At 69.8% G+C, this 16,847-nt stretch carries 18 protein-coding genes; 9 read left to right on the forward strand and 9 right to left on the reverse strand.

Annotation, left to right across the window (positions count from 1 at the left end):
• Window positions 1-3 precede the first annotated feature (3 nt).
• Together ACLJOK_RS12270 and ACLJOK_RS12275 are read left to right on the forward strand one after the other, a co-directional pair.
• Window positions 4-1,014, forward strand: coding sequence for a saccharopine dehydrogenase family protein (locus tag ACLJOK_RS12270; protein WP_410818405.1), 1,011 nt, complete (start codon window positions 4-6; stop codon window positions 1,012-1,014).
• Between the two features lie 249 nt (window positions 1,015-1,263).
• Window positions 1,264-2,778: a DUF1996 domain-containing protein gene (locus ACLJOK_RS12275; RefSeq protein WP_410818406.1), complete on the forward strand. Its 1,515-nt coding sequence runs from the start codon at window positions 1,264-1,266 to the stop codon at window positions 2,776-2,778.
• Between the two features lie 72 nt (window positions 2,779-2,850).
• Here the strand turns inward: ACLJOK_RS12275 and ACLJOK_RS12280 are convergent, their stop codons facing one another.
• From ACLJOK_RS12280 to ACLJOK_RS12290, 3 genes are all read right to left on the reverse strand, one after another.
• Window positions 2,851-3,357, reverse strand: a complete 507-nt coding sequence (locus ACLJOK_RS12280) for a hypothetical protein (protein WP_410818408.1) — start codon at window positions 3,355-3,357, stop codon at window positions 2,851-2,853.
• 64 nt (window positions 3,358-3,421) lie between these two features.
• On the reverse strand, window positions 3,422-4,450 hold the full coding sequence (locus ACLJOK_RS12285; RefSeq protein WP_410818409.1) for a HEAT repeat domain-containing protein: 1,029 nt from the start codon (window positions 4,448-4,450) through the stop codon (window positions 3,422-3,424).
• 6 nt (window positions 4,451-4,456) lie between these two features.
• A complete protein-coding gene (locus tag ACLJOK_RS12290) occupies window positions 4,457-5,125 on the reverse strand; it encodes a HEAT repeat domain-containing protein (protein ID WP_410818411.1) in 669 nt (222 codons plus the stop codon).
• A gap of 183 nt (window positions 5,126-5,308) precedes the next feature.
• On the opposite strand from ACLJOK_RS12290, the gene ACLJOK_RS12295 reads away from it, so the two are divergent.
• Complete coding sequence (locus ACLJOK_RS12295) at window positions 5,309-6,025, forward strand: carbonic anhydrase (protein WP_410819340.1); 717 nt, start codon at window positions 5,309-5,311, stop codon at window positions 6,023-6,025.
• A 5-nt stretch (window positions 6,026-6,030) separates the two neighbouring features.
• On the opposite strand, the gene ACLJOK_RS12300 is transcribed toward ACLJOK_RS12295, so the two are convergent.
• Window positions 6,031-6,690, reverse strand: a complete 660-nt coding sequence (locus tag ACLJOK_RS12300) for a hypothetical protein (protein ID WP_410818412.1) — start codon at window positions 6,688-6,690, stop codon at window positions 6,031-6,033.
• Window positions 6,691-6,876: 186 nt separating this feature from the next.
• Between ACLJOK_RS12300 and ACLJOK_RS12305 the strand changes: the two genes are divergently transcribed.
• Window positions 6,877-8,064: a DUF418 domain-containing protein gene (locus ACLJOK_RS12305; protein WP_410818414.1), complete on the forward strand. Its 1,188-nt coding sequence runs from the start codon at window positions 6,877-6,879 to the stop codon at window positions 8,062-8,064.
• 9 nt (window positions 8,065-8,073) lie between these two features.
• Window positions 8,074-9,165: a winged helix DNA-binding domain-containing protein gene (locus ACLJOK_RS12310; RefSeq protein WP_410818416.1), complete on the forward strand. Its 1,092-nt coding sequence runs from the start codon at window positions 8,074-8,076 to the stop codon at window positions 9,163-9,165.
• A 13-nt stretch (window positions 9,166-9,178) separates the two neighbouring features.
• On the opposite strand, the gene ACLJOK_RS12315 is transcribed toward ACLJOK_RS12310, so the two are convergent.
• From ACLJOK_RS12315 to ACLJOK_RS12335, 5 genes are all read right to left on the reverse strand, one after another.
• Complete coding sequence (locus ACLJOK_RS12315) at window positions 9,179-9,622, reverse strand: DUF5990 family protein (protein WP_410818417.1); 444 nt, start codon at window positions 9,620-9,622, stop codon at window positions 9,179-9,181.
• Between the two features lie 14 nt (window positions 9,623-9,636).
• Window positions 9,637-10,290, reverse strand: a complete 654-nt coding sequence (locus ACLJOK_RS12320) for a TMEM175 family protein (protein ID WP_410818418.1) — start codon at window positions 10,288-10,290, stop codon at window positions 9,637-9,639.
• A 20-nt stretch (window positions 10,291-10,310) separates the two neighbouring features.
• On the reverse strand, window positions 10,311-10,838 hold the full coding sequence (locus ACLJOK_RS12325) for a pyridoxamine 5'-phosphate oxidase family protein (RefSeq protein WP_410818420.1): 528 nt from the start codon (window positions 10,836-10,838) through the stop codon (window positions 10,311-10,313).
• Window positions 10,839-10,905: 67 nt separating this feature from the next.
• Window positions 10,906-11,652: an MBL fold metallo-hydrolase gene (locus ACLJOK_RS12330; RefSeq protein WP_410818421.1), complete on the reverse strand. Its 747-nt coding sequence runs from the start codon at window positions 11,650-11,652 to the stop codon at window positions 10,906-10,908.
• Window positions 11,653-11,685: 33 nt separating this feature from the next.
• On the reverse strand, window positions 11,686-11,916 hold the full coding sequence (locus tag ACLJOK_RS12335; RefSeq protein WP_410818423.1) for a nuclear transport factor 2 family protein: 231 nt from the start codon (window positions 11,914-11,916) through the stop codon (window positions 11,686-11,688).
• On the opposite strand from ACLJOK_RS12335, the gene ACLJOK_RS12340 reads away from it, so the two are divergent.
• From ACLJOK_RS12340 to rph, 4 genes are all read left to right on the forward strand, one after another.
• On the forward strand, window positions 11,909-12,529 hold the full coding sequence (locus ACLJOK_RS12340; protein ID WP_410818425.1) for a tyrosine-type recombinase/integrase: 621 nt from the start codon (window positions 11,909-11,911) through the stop codon (window positions 12,527-12,529). The genes ACLJOK_RS12335 and ACLJOK_RS12340 overlap by 8 nt on opposite strands.
• Window positions 12,530-12,624: 95 nt before the next feature.
• Window positions 12,625-13,176 carry a GNAT family N-acetyltransferase gene (locus tag ACLJOK_RS12345; protein ID WP_410818426.1) on the forward strand — a complete coding sequence of 184 codons (552 nt, stop codon included), beginning with the start codon at window positions 12,625-12,627 and terminating at the stop codon, window positions 13,174-13,176.
• A gap of 181 nt (window positions 13,177-13,357) precedes the next feature.
• Window positions 13,358-14,059: a DUF4396 domain-containing protein gene (locus tag ACLJOK_RS12350; protein WP_410818427.1), complete on the forward strand. Its 702-nt coding sequence runs from the start codon at window positions 13,358-13,360 to the stop codon at window positions 14,057-14,059.
• 169 nt (window positions 14,060-14,228) lie between these two features.
• A complete protein-coding gene (gene rph / locus ACLJOK_RS12355) occupies window positions 14,229-16,844 on the forward strand; it encodes a rifamycin-inactivating phosphotransferase (protein ID WP_410818429.1) in 2,616 nt (871 codons plus the stop codon).
• Window positions 16,845-16,847 lie beyond the last annotated feature (3 nt).

Below are 16,847 nucleotides of genomic sequence, written 5' to 3' on the forward strand. Positions count from 1 at the left end.
GCGATGGGCCACAACGTGGCGGTGTTCGGAGCGTACGGGCACACCGGACGGTTCGTGATGACGGAGCTACGCGAGCGCGGGTTCGACGCGCTGGCGGTGGGCCGCGACCCGGGCCAGTTGGCGGCGTTCGGGCTCACCTATCGGGTGGCGTCGGTCGACGATCCGGCCTCGCTCGACGCGGCGCTGACCGGCGTGGACGCGGTCATCAACTGCGCCGGTCCGTTCGCGTCGACAGCTCCCGGCGTGATCGAGGCCGCGCTGCGCGCCGGAATCCCGTACGTGGACGTGGCGGCCGAGATCGAGGCGAACCTCGACACGTTCGCGCACTTCGGCGAGCGCGCCCGGGCGGCCGGTGTCGCTGTGGTCCCGGCGATGGCCTTCTTCGGCGGGCTCGGTGACCTGCTCGCGACGACGGCGATGGGCGACTGGACGTCGGCCGACGAGGCGCACGTCGCGTACGGACTGAGCAGCTGGCACCCGACGGCCGGGACTGTCGCCGCCGGCGTCGTCTCCCGCGAGCGCCGCGCCGGCCGTCGGGTCCGCTACACCGGCGGCCGGCTGGAGTACCACTCCGGTGGGGAACTACCGAGGGTGGACTGGGACTTCCCTGCGCCGCTGGGCCGGCGCACCGTCCTCGGGGAGTTCACCATGGCCGACGTCGTCACCATCCCCCGTCACCTGGCCATCCCCGAGGTCCGCACCTACATGACCGTCGACGCCGCCACCGACCTGACCGCCGCGGCGGCGCCGGTCGCGGTCGACGGGCGGGGCCGGTCGGCGCAGACGTTCACCGTCGACGTCATCGTGCGTCGCGGCGACACGCGCCGCCGCGTCGTGGCCAGTGGCCGGGACATCTACGCCGTGAGCGCGCCCCTGGCCGTGGAGGCGGTCCGGCGTGTCCTCGATGGTCAGACCAGGACCAGCGGCGTCGCCTCCGCCGGCGAGATGTTCGACGCGCCCGACTTCCTGCGCGCGCTGTCGCCGGCCATCCGCGTCGAACCGGTCGGCGACTGAGGCCGAGAATTCGGCCACAATTCGTTAGGCAAAAGTCGTAATCATTGGGCCAGAACGGTGCGACGGGACTTAAAAGAAACTTAAGACTGTACGAGCGAAAAATTGTCATTCGGAGCCGCCGCGCTGGCTGCCAGGGCACTTGTCGACCGGCCTCCTTAATTCTTTCCCCACAAGTTGATGAAGGTCCCTGACGTGCACATACTCCTTCCGACAGGAGCTTTGTCGTCGACTCGAAGGAAACCACTGGTAATGCGGACTCCCCCCGCGCACGTCGCACCGCCGGATCGGGCGCGAAAGCGTCGTCGCGTCACTCGTATCACGCTCGCCTCCGCTGTCGTCGCCGCGCTGGCCGGCAGCGGCATCTACATCGCCGGCGCCCAGGCCGAAGAGGTCGCCGTGCCCGGCCGGGTGCAGGCAGAGGCCTTCGCGGCACAGTCCGGGGCGCAGACCGAGGGCACCGGCGACGCCGACGGCGGCCGGAACGTCGGCTGGCTGGCCAGCGGCGACTGGCTGCGCTTCGACGGTGTGTCGGTAACTGGCGTCGACCTGACGGCCCGGGTCGCCTCACACAACGCCGCCGGCGGCACTGTCGAGTTGCGCCTCGGCGCGCAGGACGGTCAACTGCTGGCCGGCTTCCCGATCGCCCAGACCGGCGGCTGGCAGAAATGGACGACCGTCACCGCGAAGGCATCCGCTGTGCCGGCCGGGGCGCAGACCGTCTTCGCGGTCATGAAGAGCGCCTCGAAGTCGGATTTCGTGAACCTGAACTGGTTCACGTTCGGCCCCGCGACGGGCACGTCGCCGAGCGCGTCGGCCACGCCGAGCACGTCGACCGCCCCGTCGGCCACGCCGAGTTCCACCGCGTCCGCGTCCGCGTCCCCGTCGACGTCCGTCCCGCCGAGCGCGCCGGCCGGCGGCTGGGTGCCCGTCGACCAGGCCAAGTGGAACAAGGAACTGGCTGCCTTCAACGCCATCAAGCCGAAGGCGGTGCCACCGGGCACCACCCGGGTGCCGGAGTTCCACACCGACTGCGGCGTCGCGAACTCCGCCCCGGACGACCCGATCGTCCTGCCGGGCCTCGCGGGCGCCTCGCACATGCACACCTTCTTCGGCCCGAAGATCGACGCCTTCACCACGACGGACAAGTTGTTCGCCGCGGCGAACACCTGCAACGCCCCCGGGGACAAGAGCGCCTACTGGACCCCGGAGCTGCGCAAGGACGGCAAGGCCGTGCCGATCAAGAGCATGCGCATCTACTACGGCTCGCGGGTCAAGGACCCGTCGACCGTCAAGCCCTTCCCGCCGGGCCTGGTGGTGGTCGAAGGCGACGCCAAGCGGCAGGTCGACACGCCGAAGAACGCCGGTAGCAACCAGTTCTGGTGCGCGGGCAGCGCCGAGGTCGGCCGCAGCGCCGACGGCAACTGGCCGAAGTGTGCCCCCGGCGGCAACCTGATCTTCCAGCTCGTGTTCAAGGACTGCTGGGACGGCAAGAACATCGACTCACCCGATCACAAGTCGCACATGGGCGACCCGGTGAACGGCGTCTGCACCGGTAAGTACCCGGTGGCCGTGCCGGATCTCTCCTTCATGGTCAACTACGAGTCGCTGGGCGGTGACGGCCTCAGCCTCTCCTCCGGCAAGCCGTCATCCATGCACGGCGACTTCATGAACGCCTGGGAGCCGGAGCGTCTCGGCGACCTGGTGAAGTCCTGCCTCAACCAGAACGCCAAGTGCGGCGTCGACACGACCTTCGCCGGCGGCTGACCACCGCCTCCGCTGTCGACGGACGGCCCCCACGCTCAGGCGTGGGGGCCGTCCGTCATCGCACCACGTTGGTCACAGGACCAGGTTGACGCCGAACGCCTTGCACGCGGTGGAGATGTCCTTGCCGGCCTTCTCGAAGACCGGATTGTCGGCGGCGGTCGCCGGGTCCGCCGCGGCCGCGGCCTTGGCCGCCTCGGCGCCGAACGTACGCAGGGCAGCGGCCAGCTTGCCGTCCCCGCTCGCGGCGACCGCTGTCACCTTCTTGTCCAGATCGCTCAGGATCTTCTGGTAGTCCGCGGCCGACGGCTCGCCGGCAGTGGCGACCTTCACCAGCTCCACCCTCATCTCGTCGCTGGCCTTCTTCGCCGATTCGCAGAGTTCCTTGTCGCTCGCGGTGCCCGCGGCGGGTGACGAGGCCGGAGGGGCGGCAGCGGAGGTGGCCACAGCGGACGGGGCTGCGGAGGTGGGAGCGGGCGTGGTGGATCCGGCGGTCGTCGCCTTGTCGGCGTCGCCGCAGGCGGCGAGGGCGGCCGAAACGGCAAGGATCAACATGGCGGAGGCAAGACGGGAAGATTTCACGGACGCGGACGATAGTCGAAGTCCCAACGATGATCAATTCGCTCGGTGCCCCGCCCGCTCTGGACTACTCCACAGTGTTTGGTCCTGGTGAAGCCACGTCACGGAGCGCGAGGATGGAGGTCGCCGTCAGTGCGACGGCCCGGTCCTCGTCGCGCGACAGGTCAGTGAGGGCGCGTACGGCGGCGCTTCCCGGGATGTCCGCCAACGCCTCGGTCAGCCGTCTCCGTGCAGACGGTGCGACGCCACTCCGCCCGAGGCAGGCCACGAGCCCTGTCGTGATCTGGTCTGCCAGCGCGGGATTGGCCGCCAGCAGGCTCAACGCGTCGGCGGCGTCGACGTCCCTGGTCTCTTCCAAGACCATGCCGACCAACGTGGGTAGCGCGTCCGCCACTCCGCGTGCCCCGAGCGCCAGAGCCGCGTACCCGCGGACCACGGGATCGGGGTGCGCGAGGGCGTCCCGCAGCACGTCGGTCGCCGCAGCGTGCGGAATCTCGGCGACGGACTGGACGGCACGCTTGCGTACCTCGGCTTCTGGTGAGCCGAGGCCCTCGGCCAGCGGCGCCACCCCGCCGTCGCCGGACTGCGCCAGCGCCCAGCGCAGGGCTCCGGCGACGTTCGGGTCCGACTCGCTCAGCACCGCCTCGACAAGTGCCTCCACCGGCACCGGACCCTCACCGACCGAGGACAGGGCGGCGCGCTGGCGGGTGCCCGCGCTCTCCGACCCCAGTGCCCGCAGGAGCGTGACGACCTGAAGGACGTCCTCCCAGTCGGTGGGGTCCGCGGCACCGATCTGGTGGAGTCGGGTGAGCAGCTCCATCTCGTCCGCGATGCGGAGTCGCGTCCGCCGGATGAGGTCGTCGACGAGTTCGGCGGGTGTGAAGCCGGGATCGTCGAGCGCGCGGCGCACGTCGCGTAGCGACAGGCCCAACGACCGCAGGCTCTCGACGTGGAAGATCAGCCGGATGTCCTCGCTGGTGTACTCGCGATAGCCGGAACCGGTGCGACCAGTGGGCCGGATCAGCCCGAGCGCGTCGTAATGCCTGAGCATGCGGGCGCTGACGCCGGACCGTCGCGCCACCTCACCGATCAACACCTGGCGTCATCCCTTCTCTCCCGTCGAGCCGAGGGCGACGACACGCTTCGCGGCCTCGATCGCGAACTCGAAACCGGCATCCGGATCCCGCATCAGCCGCTGCGTGGCGACCGCGTGCGCGCGTACGCGCGGGTCGGGATCCGCCATCGCGGCGCGCAGGATCGGCATGACCACCTCGCCGAGCGCTATGAGCGCCCGGCTGAGGCTCAACTGCATCTCCCGCCCGCCCCGCCCGAACTGTGTCGACAACACCACGGCCAACTCGGGCTCTCCGCCGGGGGGTACGAGCACAACCGCTGCGCGCCAGGCGCTTCGCGCCACCTCGTCGTCGGCGTCGGTCAGCAGCGCCCGAGTGATCGCCGGCCAGGCTCGCCGGTCCCCGATCTTGGACAGCGTGTGCAACGCCTGACTTCGGGCCTGCGCACGCTCCGAGCGGAGCTCGTCGGTGAGCTTCGCGACGGTCAGTTCGGTTGGGTGGCGCAGGAGTGCCCAGGTGAGCATCTCACGTACGGAGAACTCGGGCTCGACCGCGCAGCGCTCGATGAGCGTGTCGATGAGCTGCGGGTCAGGGGTCGTGCCGACAGTCAGTGCCGCGCGCAGCCGCACCGACGAATCGCTGTTCTCCAGCCCGCGGAGGACCCTCATCGCGTTCATGTCCTGTTTCGGCGTGGTCATCGGAATCACCCCTTCCGCCTCAGTGAAGACCTTGTCACGGTGTCAAGGTCAACCCGTCAGTGTTGTTGGTCGCGGTGGCGAAGGAGCAGGGGCGTGTCACCGTCGCCCAATGGCCACCGCACGGCAATCACCTATGTGGACGGCGGGCTGGTAGGAAGAGACGAGATGCCTCACCCCAGGGAGATGATCGTGGCACGTTCCCACCTGTCCCGCCGTTCGCTGTTGACCGCCGGTGGCGCCGCCGCCGTGGCGCTCGGCGCGGCCGCAGCCAGCCCGTCCGCCGCCACCGCCGCGCCCGCCGACAACCCCGTCGACACGCCGACCGAGGCGCTGCGTCGGCTACAGGCCGGCAACCGGCGGTTCACCTCCGGCCACGGCCGGCACCCGCACCAGGGCCTGACCGACCTGCACCGACTCGCCGCCGGCCAGCACCCGTTCGCCATCACCGTCGGCTGCGCGGACTCCCGGGTGGCCCCCGAGGTGCTCTTCGACCAGGGGCTGGGTGACCTGTTCGACAACCGGGTGGCCGGCAACATCGTCGACGACCTGCTGCTCGGCAGCGTCGAGTTCGCCGTGGAGGAGTTCGGCAGCCTGCTGATCGTCGTCCTCGGCCACGAACGCTGCGGCGCGATCACCGCCACCATCGACGCCATCCATACCGGCGGTACGGCGCCCGGGCACATCGGAACCATCGTGGACGCCCTGCGCCCGGTTGTCGAGCCGGTGCTGGACCAGCCCGGCGACCCGGTCGAGAACGGGGTGCGCGCCAACATCGCCGCCCAGGTGCGGGCGCTCAGCGCCCGCAGCACCATCATCGCCGACAAGGTGCACGAGGGCGCGCTGCGCGTGGTGGGCGCCCGCTACGACCTGGACAACGGGCGAGTTTCCCTGGTGGCCTGAGGCCGTCACCCGATCCTGGGCCACCCGGACCGCGGCGCTGGTCGGTCCTCCACTGCCGCCGACCAGCGCCGCCGTTGGCCTCGCGGCAGACGGGTACGGCGGTAGTAGGACCAACCGGCCAGCGGCAGCGCGACAGTCCAGGCCAGCAGGAGCGGGAGGCCGATCAGGACGCCGGTCGGGGTGAAGATGTCGTCCGCGCTGGATTTCCTCAGATCCGTGGCGAACTGCCAGGGCAGGGTCACCGAATACCCGATCATCAGGGCGGATCCCAGCACCGTTGGCGTCAGCGGCAACCACTGTGGCACCCGACGTCCGCGCAGCCACGGCACCCACCGGGGGAAGACAGCGCCCCAGTCCTGAATGAGCCCCAGCGCCAGTACGCCGCCGAGCCCGGCGAGCACGCACAGCAGACCCAGGTAGAACGCGCCGGCCGGCAGGCCCAGGAAACCGTCGACGGGGTGGTCCCCCACCCCGGGCCCGCGACCGTGGTACCACTCGCGGAACGGACCGGGATTGGCGAACAGCGGGATGCCGAGGATCCATGGCACGTGCAGCGGGATGAACCCCAGTACGGGGGCGATCCACGCCACGTGACCGGCTCGGCGGGCCCAGGGCGGCGGCGGTGGCGGGGCGGGCATTGTCGTCGTACGTGATGTTCGAGTCACGGCGTCGTCTCCATCAGCGGCGGGCGTTGGCACCTCTGAGATCACCGTGGCCGAACGGCGGGACGAGCGGATCGCCGCGCGGAGGGAATCGCCTCCCCCTGCCCGGGGATGGGGCCTTTTCATCACGACAGCCCGTGTGACGAAAACACTTCACGGCAGCGGGCCACGCTCCGGAGGCTGGACACCATGAATGTGACAGGGCTCGACCGACCGGGCGACGGCCACCCACAGCCCTCGCCCGAGGACACCCTCGCCCGCATCACCGCCGTGGACGCGCTGCGGGGAAGCGCGCTGCTGCTCATCCTGCTGGTGAACATCGCGTACTTCAGCTCCGGCTACGACTTCCACCTGGTCGACGATCCGACACGTGGCGCCGTCGACCTGCTGATCGCCGGCGCTGTGGAGCTGTTGTTCGCGATGAAGGCGTACCTGCTGTTCGCCTTTCTGTTCGGCTACAGCTTCACCCTGCAACTCGACTCCGCGGCTCGGCGCGGCGCGGCGATCCGCCCGGCGTTCCTGCGTCGGCTCTCCGGGTTGTTCGTCCTCGGTGTGCTGCACGCGGTGCTGCTGTTCCATGGCGACATCCTCACCACGTACGCGCTGCTCGGTCTCGTGCTGCTCGCGGTCCGGCGGATCGAGCCCCGCACCGCGCTGATCGCGGCGGCGTCCATCATCGGCGGCATCGCGGTGGTGGTCGGGATCGCCGCGGTCCTCGGTGCCTCGCTGGTTCCGGACGAGGCCATCGCGGTCAGCGCCGGTTCGCGTTCGACGCTGGCCCTGGGCGGCGGCCTCGGCGATGTCGTCCTGGAGCACCTGCGGTCGATGCCGGCGATGATCGGCGGTCTCGCCGTGCAGGGGCCCCTGGCGTTCGCGGCGTTCCTCGTCGGCCTCGCCGCCGGCAAGCACCGGCTGCTCGCCGCCGTGCCCGCCCACGAGGACCTGCTGCGCCGGTGCGAACGGGTGGGGTATCCGATCGGTCTGGCCGGCGCCGTCGTGTTCGCGGTCGGTGGTTCTACGGCGAACCTGACCGGACTGATGGTCAGCATCGTCACCGCGCCGTTCCTGGCTGCCGCCTACGCCGCGACCCTGCTGCGCCTGTTCACGCGGCGGCCGCGCGTCGCGGACGCGTTCGCGCCCGCTGGGCGGATGGCCCTGACGAACTACCTGGCCCAGTCGCTCGTGTGCGTGCTCGTCTTCACCGGCGTCGGGTGGGGCCTGGTCGGCCGCACCTCGCCGGCACAGACACTGCTGATCGCACTGGTGATCTTCGCCGGGCAACTGGTGGTCAGCTCGTGGTGGCTGCGGCGGTTCCGCTACGGCCCCGTCGAATGGGCGCTGCGCGCCTGGACCCACCGGGAACGCCGCCCCGACTAGGGTGCTGACATGGTCGATCGGCACCAGGTGATGAACTTCCGGGTCCGGGCCCAGCAGCTCGACCGGGACGAGGGCACACTCGCCGACACCGCCGTCCTGGACCTCGGGGTGCAGAACACCGGTCCGGACGGCGGCCGGTGGGCGCTGGCGGTTCGCGGGGTCGACGTGACCGCGCCGTCTAACACCGATCTGGTCCTGCTGTGGACCGTGCGGGGCGCTCCCCACCTCTACCGCCGGGCCGACGTTGCGAAGGTGGCGGCCGCCGTCGAACCCTTCTCCGAGGCCGACGCGGGCAAGCGCATCTACGACGCCGCGAAACCGTTGAAGGCCGCTGGCATCGACACCCTCGCGGCCCTTGACGAGATCGCCGAACGGATGCGGGCCATCGTCAGCACCCCGACGGTCAAGGGGGACGTGTCCGGCCGGCTGGCCACCATGCTGCCCGAGCCGTATCTGCGGTTCTGCCGGCCGTGCGACGCCACGCACGTCTACGAGATGCCGTTCCGGCTCGCCGCCGTGCGGGCCGGGCTGGAGTTGCAGCTCGACACCTCACCCCCGGTCCTGCGGCGCATCACCGGGTTCAGGAAAGCAGCCGCAACGGGCGACCGCTTCGACCTGATCCGCGCGTATCTTCGCCTGCTGGGTCCTGCCACCCCGAAACAGGTGGCCGACTATCTCGACGCCCCGGTGAAGGACGTGAAGGCGCGCTGGCCCGACGATGTCATCGAGGTGACGGTCGACCGCGAGGTGCGCTCACTGCTGGCCGCCGACGAGGAGGCGCTGGAGTCGGCCGACGCCAGGGTCACCCGTCTGCTCGGCCCGTTCGACCTGTTCCTCCAGGCCAAGGACCGGGCAACGCTGGTGCCGGACGCCGCCCGCACCAAGGAGCTGTGGCCGGTGCTGGGTCGCCCCGGCGCCGTCCTGGTCGACGGAGAGCTGGTTGGCACCTGGCGGCCCCGCAAGTCCGGCAGGACGTTCACGGTCGCCGTCCAGCCGTGGCACCGGCTGTCGGACGCCACGCGTAAGGCCATCACCGCGCAGGCAGAACACCTCGCCGCGTACCGCTCCGTCTCCCTCAGTGGCGTCGACTTCGGCAGCTAGTTCTCGAAGGCATTCACTCCACCGCCCAGGCGATGGCGGGCGGGTGCACCCGAGCGCAGATCGGCCCGCCGGCGGCATCGGTCAACCCAACCCGGCCGACCAGCGTCGCGTTGCCCTCGTGTGCGGCGCGCAGCAGCTCGGTCGGCACGTCGGTGAACATCAACTTCGCTCGTCGGAACATCGCGAAGCCGTCCTGGGTCACAGCCCCCCAGCTCAGGTAGAGAAACCGCGCCCCGGGGCGGCCGTGCACCCAGGGGCCACCGACGTCGAGCGCTCCGTCGATCTCGCGGCTGGACACCTCGAAGGACCAGGTGGCGCTGGCCGCGTCGGCCGGCACCTGATCGACCACCTCGGCCTTGCGCTGAACCCCGACGTGCACGTTGCCCCGCCGCAGCGCGTCGGCCCCCGCACCGGGACGCTGACCTGGGAAATCGGTGCCGTCGATCCTGATCCGCATGGCAGCGACTCTAGTTACCCGGCCGGCTGCTCGGCGGAGGTATCGTCCTCGCCGTACTCGCCGCGAATGGGCAGGTAGTAGGCGGGCAGGAACGCGGCGATGATGGCGACGCCGGCGATTGGCACGAACGCGCCGACGAGGATGCCGGAGCCGATCCAGACCAGCGCGAGCGCGAACCGGCGGCCGATGGCCCGCGCACCGAAGGGACCGAGGCCGGGGTCCAGCAGTTTGGCACGGCGCAGGTGCGCCCACACGATGTTGAAGAGAGCCGCCGCCGTCCACAGTGTGCCGCCGTAGACGACGACCGACGCACGCAGTCCCTGCTCCGCGCGCAACGCGTCGGCGAGCAGTGACGTGGAGAACGGCAGGAACGCGATGACCATCAGGAGCAACGTGTTGAGGAACAGGACCCACCGGTCGACGTGCCGGACGCGGTCGAACATGACGTGGTGATTCACCCACACCTGCCCGATGAGCAGGAAGCTCAGCGTGTACGCCAGATACGAGGGCCACAGCGCACCGAGCCCCTGGACGAGGCGCCCGAAGTCGTGGGGCGGTTGGATCTCCAGCACCAGGAGCGTCACGGCGATCGCGAAGACACCGTCGCTGAAGGCCAGCAACCGACCCGGGCTACGGGTCAGCCGCGAAGTTTCCCTTTTGGGAGGCACATAGCGAATTATGCAATAGGTCAGCTTTCGTCATTGGCGGCGCGACGCCAGAACTGACGTGGCGCGAAACCCTCACGTCGCAGCCAGTGCTCCGTGTAGACGATCCGCTCCGCCTCGACGACAACGAGCGTGTCCTCGGGCGGCTCGGACAGCGCCCGCCCCCGCTCGGCGTGCTCGTTCTCCCATCGCACCGCTGCCCAGTAGTGCGCGCGGTCCGGGTGCTCCGGAGCGAGCACCCGGGCCGTCCCGAACAGTTGGGCACCGCGGCTGCTGGCCAACCCGACCAGCGGCGCGAAGATGCCGATGGACACGCGCGGGTCGGCGGCGATGTTGCGGATCTTGGGCGATCGTGGCGCGGCGGTGAAGAGCACCGCGAAGCCGAGCGGGTAGTACCGCACCGGCGTGGCCAGCGGTCCGTCCGGACCCGTGGTCGCGAGCACGCACATGTTCTGCGACGACAACAGGTTGAGCAGGCGCTCTTCAAGCCGTTCGCGATCGAGCCGCCTCGCTGGCGTGGGCTCCGACAGCCACGGATTCGTCAGCGGCATACAACGTCCTCGATCATGGCGAGCACTCTAACCGCGCAGCCCACCGTCAAGATCGGCAGGGCGCACCCTACGCCGTCCTGCGCAGGTAGGACTCGGCCAACTGGCGAAGGCGCGTCCGGTCAAAGCTGTTTCCGTGGCCGGGATGGACGAGGGACACGTCGAGGTCGACGAGGACCTGCATGCTTCGCCGGTACGCGGCCACGTCGGAGTTCGGCAGATCGTCGATCAGGGCGCCCTCGTAGATGATGTCGCCCGAGTACAGGGTCCCGGTGTGCTCTTCCAACAGGGCGATGCTCCCCGGCGTGTGGCCGGGCAGGTGCAGCACGGTCAGCACCCGACCGCCCAGATCGACCCGGTCGCCGTCGTCGAGCAGACGGTGCAGGGTCATCGGTGCGACGCGGTAGGCAGCCGGGTCGTAGCCGGCATCGGGCAGGACGTCGATCATGAGCTCCGGGATGTCTTCTTCGGCAGCGTCGATGCCCAGCTTGTCGAAGAGTTCCGCGCCGTACAGGCTCGCCGGTACGCCCGCCGCCAAAATCCCGGCCTCTTCGGGGTGGGCAGCCCGGTCCACGAACTCCGACGCCCCACCGACGTGATCCAGGTGCGCGTGGGTGAGCACGACCATCGGATCGCGCTCGAACAAGCCCGGAATCGCCTGCCGCACGGCGACGACACCGAGCCCGGCGTCGATCACGACGTCCCGATCGTCGCCCCGCAACCACCAGAAGTTCGCCGACAGCAGTTCGTTGACGTGCGGCTCCGAGATCCGGACGACGCCGCCGTCCACGTCGGCCCGCGCAAACCAATCGACCATGCCCGAGAGTCTGCCAGCGCGGCGATGCCTCTTCTATGCCTGACCGACGGCCTGAGCAATGGCGAAGGTGTGCTGATACTCGCGCCAGTGGGCCAATTTGCCGTCCCGGGTCCGCAGCACCCCGATAAACGGCGCCGAGGCGGTCACCCCGGTCGCCGTATGGGTGCCGACCAGTTCGTATTCGACCACGATCACCTCGGGGTCAGCGGTCTCGTGCAGGACCACGTTGCGGCAGTCGTCGAATCTGCTGACGGCGTTGCGCACCCAACGGGATCGGGCGCTGCTGGAGATGATGTGGGAAGGCGGCCTGCGGCCGGGCGAGGTGCTGGGCCTGCGCCTGGGGGACATCTCGTACGGACGGCGCCGCATCGTGGTCCGGAATCGCACCGACCATCCCGCCGGCGTGCGGCAGAAGTCGCGTCGCGACCGTACCGTCGACCTGTTGGAGGGCCGTGCGCTGCCCGCCGTCAGCGACTACGTGTTGCACGAACGGCCTCCAGACGCGGAGACCGGCTACGTATTCCTCGTCGGCGGTCGAGGCCAGCGGCGCCACGAGCCGCTCAGCTACGACGGACTGGTTCGGATGTTCGCCCGTGCTGCCGGGCGGGCAGGTGTCCGCGACGCCTGGTTGACTCCGCACGCGTTGCGTCACACTCACGCCACCCGCATGTTCGAAGGCGGGATGCGGGATCTGACACTGATGACCCGGCTCGGCCACGCCTCCCCGGACTCCACCACATCCCCAGGCTCCAAGACCGGCTGCGCGTCGAAGAACAGCTCATCGCCGATGCTGCCGAACGTGGCTGGCCGCGTGAGGTCGAACGATACCGATGCGCATTCACAGCCTCCTCACCGACCTGAGCGAACCGCACGCTGAGCCTGAGCCGCGGGCCTCCGGCAGAGTCGAGCGGTAACCAGGCCCGATCCGCCCCGCGGCGGACGGCGATGGTGCGGATCATGAAAGATAGGACGATGGCGAGACTCGAAACTCCACGACTCGTGCTGCGCCGTTGGCGCGATGACGACATCATGCCCATGACGGCGATCAACGCGGATCCGGACGTGATGCGGTGGATCGGCAGCGGGACGCCTGCCGATCCAGAACGCACGGCGGCGGGAATCGCCGGCTGCGAAAGCGCCTGGGACGAACACGGGTTCGGGCTGTTCGCGGTCGAGGTCCGCCAGACCAGCGAACTGGCGGGTTTTGCCGGCTTGGCGATCCCAACCTTCCTGCCCGAGGTTATGCCCGCGGTCGAGATCGGTTGGCGGCTGGGCAGACCGTACTGGGGACAAGGCTTCGCCACCGAGGCCGCCCACGCAGCGCTGCACTTCGCGTTCGTCGATCGAGAACTCGATCGGATCCTCAGCATTCACCAGATCGGCAACGACGCATCTGAACGTGTCATGCAGAAACTCGGCATGCGGCTAGACCGCGAAACGATCGACCCCTCCTGCAACCGCCCGACCCGCGTTTATGCGATCACCCGCGATGAGTACAACCGCACTCGCGCCATACCGGCCTGACAGGGCACTCGACAGTTGTGAGGTGCCCCACAGGGTGCTTCAAATGTCCAGATAAACCCTCCACCGTCCAGGCCAGGCTGGGGAGAGTGAATCCGTCCGCTCCGGCAGGCGGGAACGCCCGATCCGCCAATCCGAACGAGTACGACATGAAAGACTCGCCCGGCTGGCGGAAGGGGCGCGGATGCAACCTACCTGGCTCGTAGCGCTCTCGTGGGCTTCGCTCGCGGTCGGTGTCGTCAGCTTCGCGGTCGTCCTGGCCGACACCTATCTGCGCGGACACCGTCAGCCGGTCCGGGTCATGGAGATCGTCTGGCTGGTGACCGTCCTCTACATCGGCCCTGCCGCCGTCCGCCTCTACTGGAACTGGGGCCGGCCCGAGTCGTTCTTCCGGCGGCGGCAGGAGGGTCAACCGCGGCGGCCCCGCCGGGGCATCGTCGTCACCCACGTGTCCCGCTGCGGCGCCCACTGCGCTCTCGGCTTCATCGTCGCCGAGGTCGCCCTGTACGCCGTGAGATTCGACCCGGCCGAGGACCCGCTGTGGGTCGACTACGCCGGCGACTACCTGATGGCGGTGACGATCGCCGTGCTCTTCCGGTACTTCGCCGGGCCGGGTCGCAGCCTGACGAAGGTCTGGCACGCACTGTCGAACGTCGGCAGGATCGAGCTGCTGACCATCACCGCGTTCGAGGTGGCGCTGTTCGTGTGGCTGACCCTCGCGCATCGCGTGGTCCTGCCGGAGCCACCCCTGCGACCCGACAGCCCCACGTTCTGGTTCGCCGGTCAGCTCGGGCTGATAGCCGGGTTCATCGCGGCCTGGCCGACCGCCTCCTGGCAGCTCGGCCGGGGGCTGAGTATCGAGCCGCGGCCACTCCCCTACGACTGAGCGGCCCGGCAACCCCGACAAAAAGCAAGCGGCAAGGAGATCGCTCTCCCTGCCACTTCTAACGTATACCGCACCTGGGGGCTTGCGGCAAGACCCCGGTCGTGGCGCAGAATCGGCGGCCGGACCAGCACAAACGAGGTAACGGGGGCGCGACGTGGGTGTGTTGTCGATGGACGGGGACCGCGGCGACCAGGCACCGCTGGTGGATCTTCGAGAGGTCGACGAGACGCAGGTGTCGGTCGTCGGCGGCAAGGCCGCGCACCTGGGCGCGCTGTCCCGGATCGACGGCATCCGGGTGCCGGCCGGGTTCTGCGTGACGACGGCCGCCTTCCGGCGGGTGATGGAGCAGGCGCCGTCGATCGACGGTTGGCTCGATCAGCTGTCGCGCCTGAGCCCGGATGACCGGGAGGCGATTCGCACGCTCAGCGCGGAGATCCGCCGTAGCGTCGAAGAGACAGCGATCCCGGGCGACCTGGCCGCCGCGATCACCGTCGCGCTCGCCCGGTTCGGCGAGCAGACCGCCTACGCCGTGCGCTCCAGCGCGACGGCGGAGGACACACCCACCGCGTCCTTCGCCGGCCAGCAGGACACCCACCTGAACGTGGTGGGGCCGGAGGCGATCCTGCGGCACGTCAGCCGGTGCTGGGCGTCGCTGTTCACCGAGCGGGCCGTCATCTACCGCCTGCGCAACGGCGTCGACCACCGCACCGTCCAGATGGCTGTCGTCGTACAGCAGATGGTTTTTCCGGATGCCTCCGGCATCCTGTTCACGGCGGACCCGGTGACGGGCAACCGGAAGGTCGCGACAGTGGACGCGAGCTTCGGCCTCGGCGAAGCCCTGGTGTCCGGCCTGGTGAACCCGGACGTCTTCACGGTGCGCGACGGTGAGGTCGTCGCCGGCACTGTCGCCGTGAAAGAGCGTGCCGTCGCCGCGCTGCCGGGCGGTGGGACGCGGGAGGTGGCGATCGACAGGCAGCGGCAGGAGCAGCCGGCGCTGACGCAGGCTCAGGTGCTGCGGCTCGTCCGGCTCGGGCGACGGATCGAAGCGCAATTCGGCCGTCCGCAGGACATCGAGTGGTGCCTGATCGACGACGAGTTCCAGATCGTGCAGAGCCGGCCGATCACCACGCTGTTCCCCATCCCGGCGGCCGACGACCAGGAGAACCACGTCTACCTCTCGGTCGGCCACCAGCAGATGATGACCGACGCGATGCGGCCGCTGGGGCTCTCCATGTGGCAGCTGACCGCCATGGCCCCGATGCTGGCGGCCGGCGGGAGGTTGTTCGTCGACGCCACCCGGCTGCTGGCCTCCCCCGCCAGCCGCGCCGGCTTCCTCACGATGGCGGGGCGCGACGATCCGCTGATGCGGGACGCGCTGGAGACCCTCCTCGACCGCCGGGACTTCCTTCCGACGCTCCCGGACCAGGGCGGTTCGGGTAGGCCGACGACCGGCGGCGCGTCCACCTCGGTCGACACCGACCCGGCCGTCGTCGCCGAACTGATCGAGCGCAGCGAGGCGTCCATCGCCGCCCTGCGGCGCGACATCGCGACGGTGACCGGTACGGCCCTGTTCGACTTCCTGCTGGAGGCCTTTCAGGAGCACAAGCGGGTCCTCGGTGATCCGCTGAACATGCAGGCGATCATGGCCGGCATGGAGGCCACCTGGTGGCTCAACGACCGGCTGCACGAGTGGCTGGGCGAGAAGAACGCCGCGGACACTCTCACGCTGTCCGCCCCCGGCAACGTCACGTCGGAGATGGGGCTGGCGCTGCTCGACGTCGCCGACGTGATCCGTCCGCATCCGGAGGTGGTGGCGTTCCTTCAGGACGTCGCGCACGACGACTTCCTCGACGAGTTGCCGAAGGTCGCGGGCGGGGCCGAGGCGCGGGCCGCCATCGAGGCGTACCTCGACCGGTACGGCATGCGCTGCGTCGGCGAGATCGACATCACCAGGCCGCGGTGGAGCGAACGCCCCGGCACGCTCGTGCCAGTGCTCCTGGACAACGTCAAGCTCTTCGAGCCGGGCGCGGCCCGCCGGCGCTTCGAGCAGGGCCGACAGCAGGCGCAGGAGCAGGCCCAGGAGGTGTTGACGCGCCTGCGGGCGCTGCCGGACGGGCAGCAGAAGGCCGACGAGACCGCGCGGATGATCGACCGGGTGCGGGCCTTCATCGGCTATCGGGAGTACCCGAAGTACGACATCATCAGCCGCTACTTCGCCTACAAGCAGGCTCTGCTGGCGGAGGCCGAACGCCTGGTGCGGGCCGGCGTGCTCAACGAGACCGAAGACGTCTTCTACCTCACGTTCCAGGAGTTCCACGCTGTCGCGCGCTCGCACCGGGTGGACGACGAGCTGATCCGGCGACGCCGGGAAGAGTTCCGGTCGTACCAGGCGCTCACCCCGCCCCGGGTGCTGACCTCCGACGGCGAGGTCATCACCGGCGCGTACCGACGCGACGACGTGCCGGCCGGCGCCCTGGCCGGTGTGCCGGTGTCCGCCGGGACGGTCGAAGGGCGCGCCCGCGTCATCCTGGACATGGCGCAGGCCGACCTCGAAGCGGGTGACATCCTCGTCACGGCCCACACGGACCCGAGCTGGACGCCCCTGTTCGTCGGCATCGCCGGCCTGGTGACGGAGGTCGGCGGGTTGATGACCCACGGCGCGGTGATCGCGAGGGAGTATGGCCTGCCGGCTGTCGTCAGCGTGCTCGACGCCACCCGGCTGATTCGCGACGGGCAGCGGATCCGCGTGCACGGCAGTGACGGGTACGTCGAGATCCTGCCCTGACCG

The organism is Micromonospora sp. 050-3, assembly GCF_046549335.1.
Classification (GTDB): Bacteria; Actinomycetota; Actinomycetes; order Mycobacteriales; family Micromonosporaceae; genus Micromonospora; species Micromonospora trifolii.

Excerpts from the sequence above, each read along its gene's own strand:
- ACLJOK_RS12270 (WP_410818405.1), top strand. The coding sequence starts at position 4 with ATGGGCCACAACGTGGCGGTGTTCGGAGCGTACGGGCACACCGGACGG.
- ACLJOK_RS12275 (WP_410818406.1), top strand. The coding sequence starts at position 1,264 with ATGCGGACTCCCCCCGCGCACGTCGCACCGCCGGATCGGGCGCGAAAG.
- ACLJOK_RS12290 (WP_410818411.1), bottom strand. The coding sequence starts at position 5,125 with ATGACCACGCCGAAACAGGACATGAACGCGATGAGGGTCCTCCGCGGG.
- ACLJOK_RS12295 (WP_410819340.1), top strand. The coding sequence starts at position 5,309 with ATGATCGTGGCACGTTCCCACCTGTCCCGCCGTTCGCTGTTGACCGCC.
- ACLJOK_RS12305 (WP_410818414.1), top strand. The coding sequence starts at position 6,877 with ATGAATGTGACAGGGCTCGACCGACCGGGCGACGGCCACCCACAGCCC.
- ACLJOK_RS12310 (WP_410818416.1), top strand. The coding sequence starts at position 8,074 with ATGGTCGATCGGCACCAGGTGATGAACTTCCGGGTCCGGGCCCAGCAG.
- ACLJOK_RS12315 (WP_410818417.1), bottom strand. The coding sequence starts at position 9,622 with ATGCGGATCAGGATCGACGGCACCGATTTCCCAGGTCAGCGTCCCGGT.
- ACLJOK_RS12325 (WP_410818420.1), bottom strand. The coding sequence starts at position 10,838 with ATGCCGCTGACGAATCCGTGGCTGTCGGAGCCCACGCCAGCGAGGCGG.
- ACLJOK_RS12330 (WP_410818421.1), bottom strand. The coding sequence starts at position 11,652 with ATGGTCGATTGGTTTGCGCGGGCCGACGTGGACGGCGGCGTCGTCCGG.
- ACLJOK_RS12345 (WP_410818426.1), top strand. The coding sequence starts at position 12,625 with ATGGCGAGACTCGAAACTCCACGACTCGTGCTGCGCCGTTGGCGCGAT.
- ACLJOK_RS12350 (WP_410818427.1), top strand. The coding sequence starts at position 13,358 with ATGCAACCTACCTGGCTCGTAGCGCTCTCGTGGGCTTCGCTCGCGGTC.
- rph (WP_410818429.1), top strand. The coding sequence starts at position 14,229 with ATGGACGGGGACCGCGGCGACCAGGCACCGCTGGTGGATCTTCGAGAG.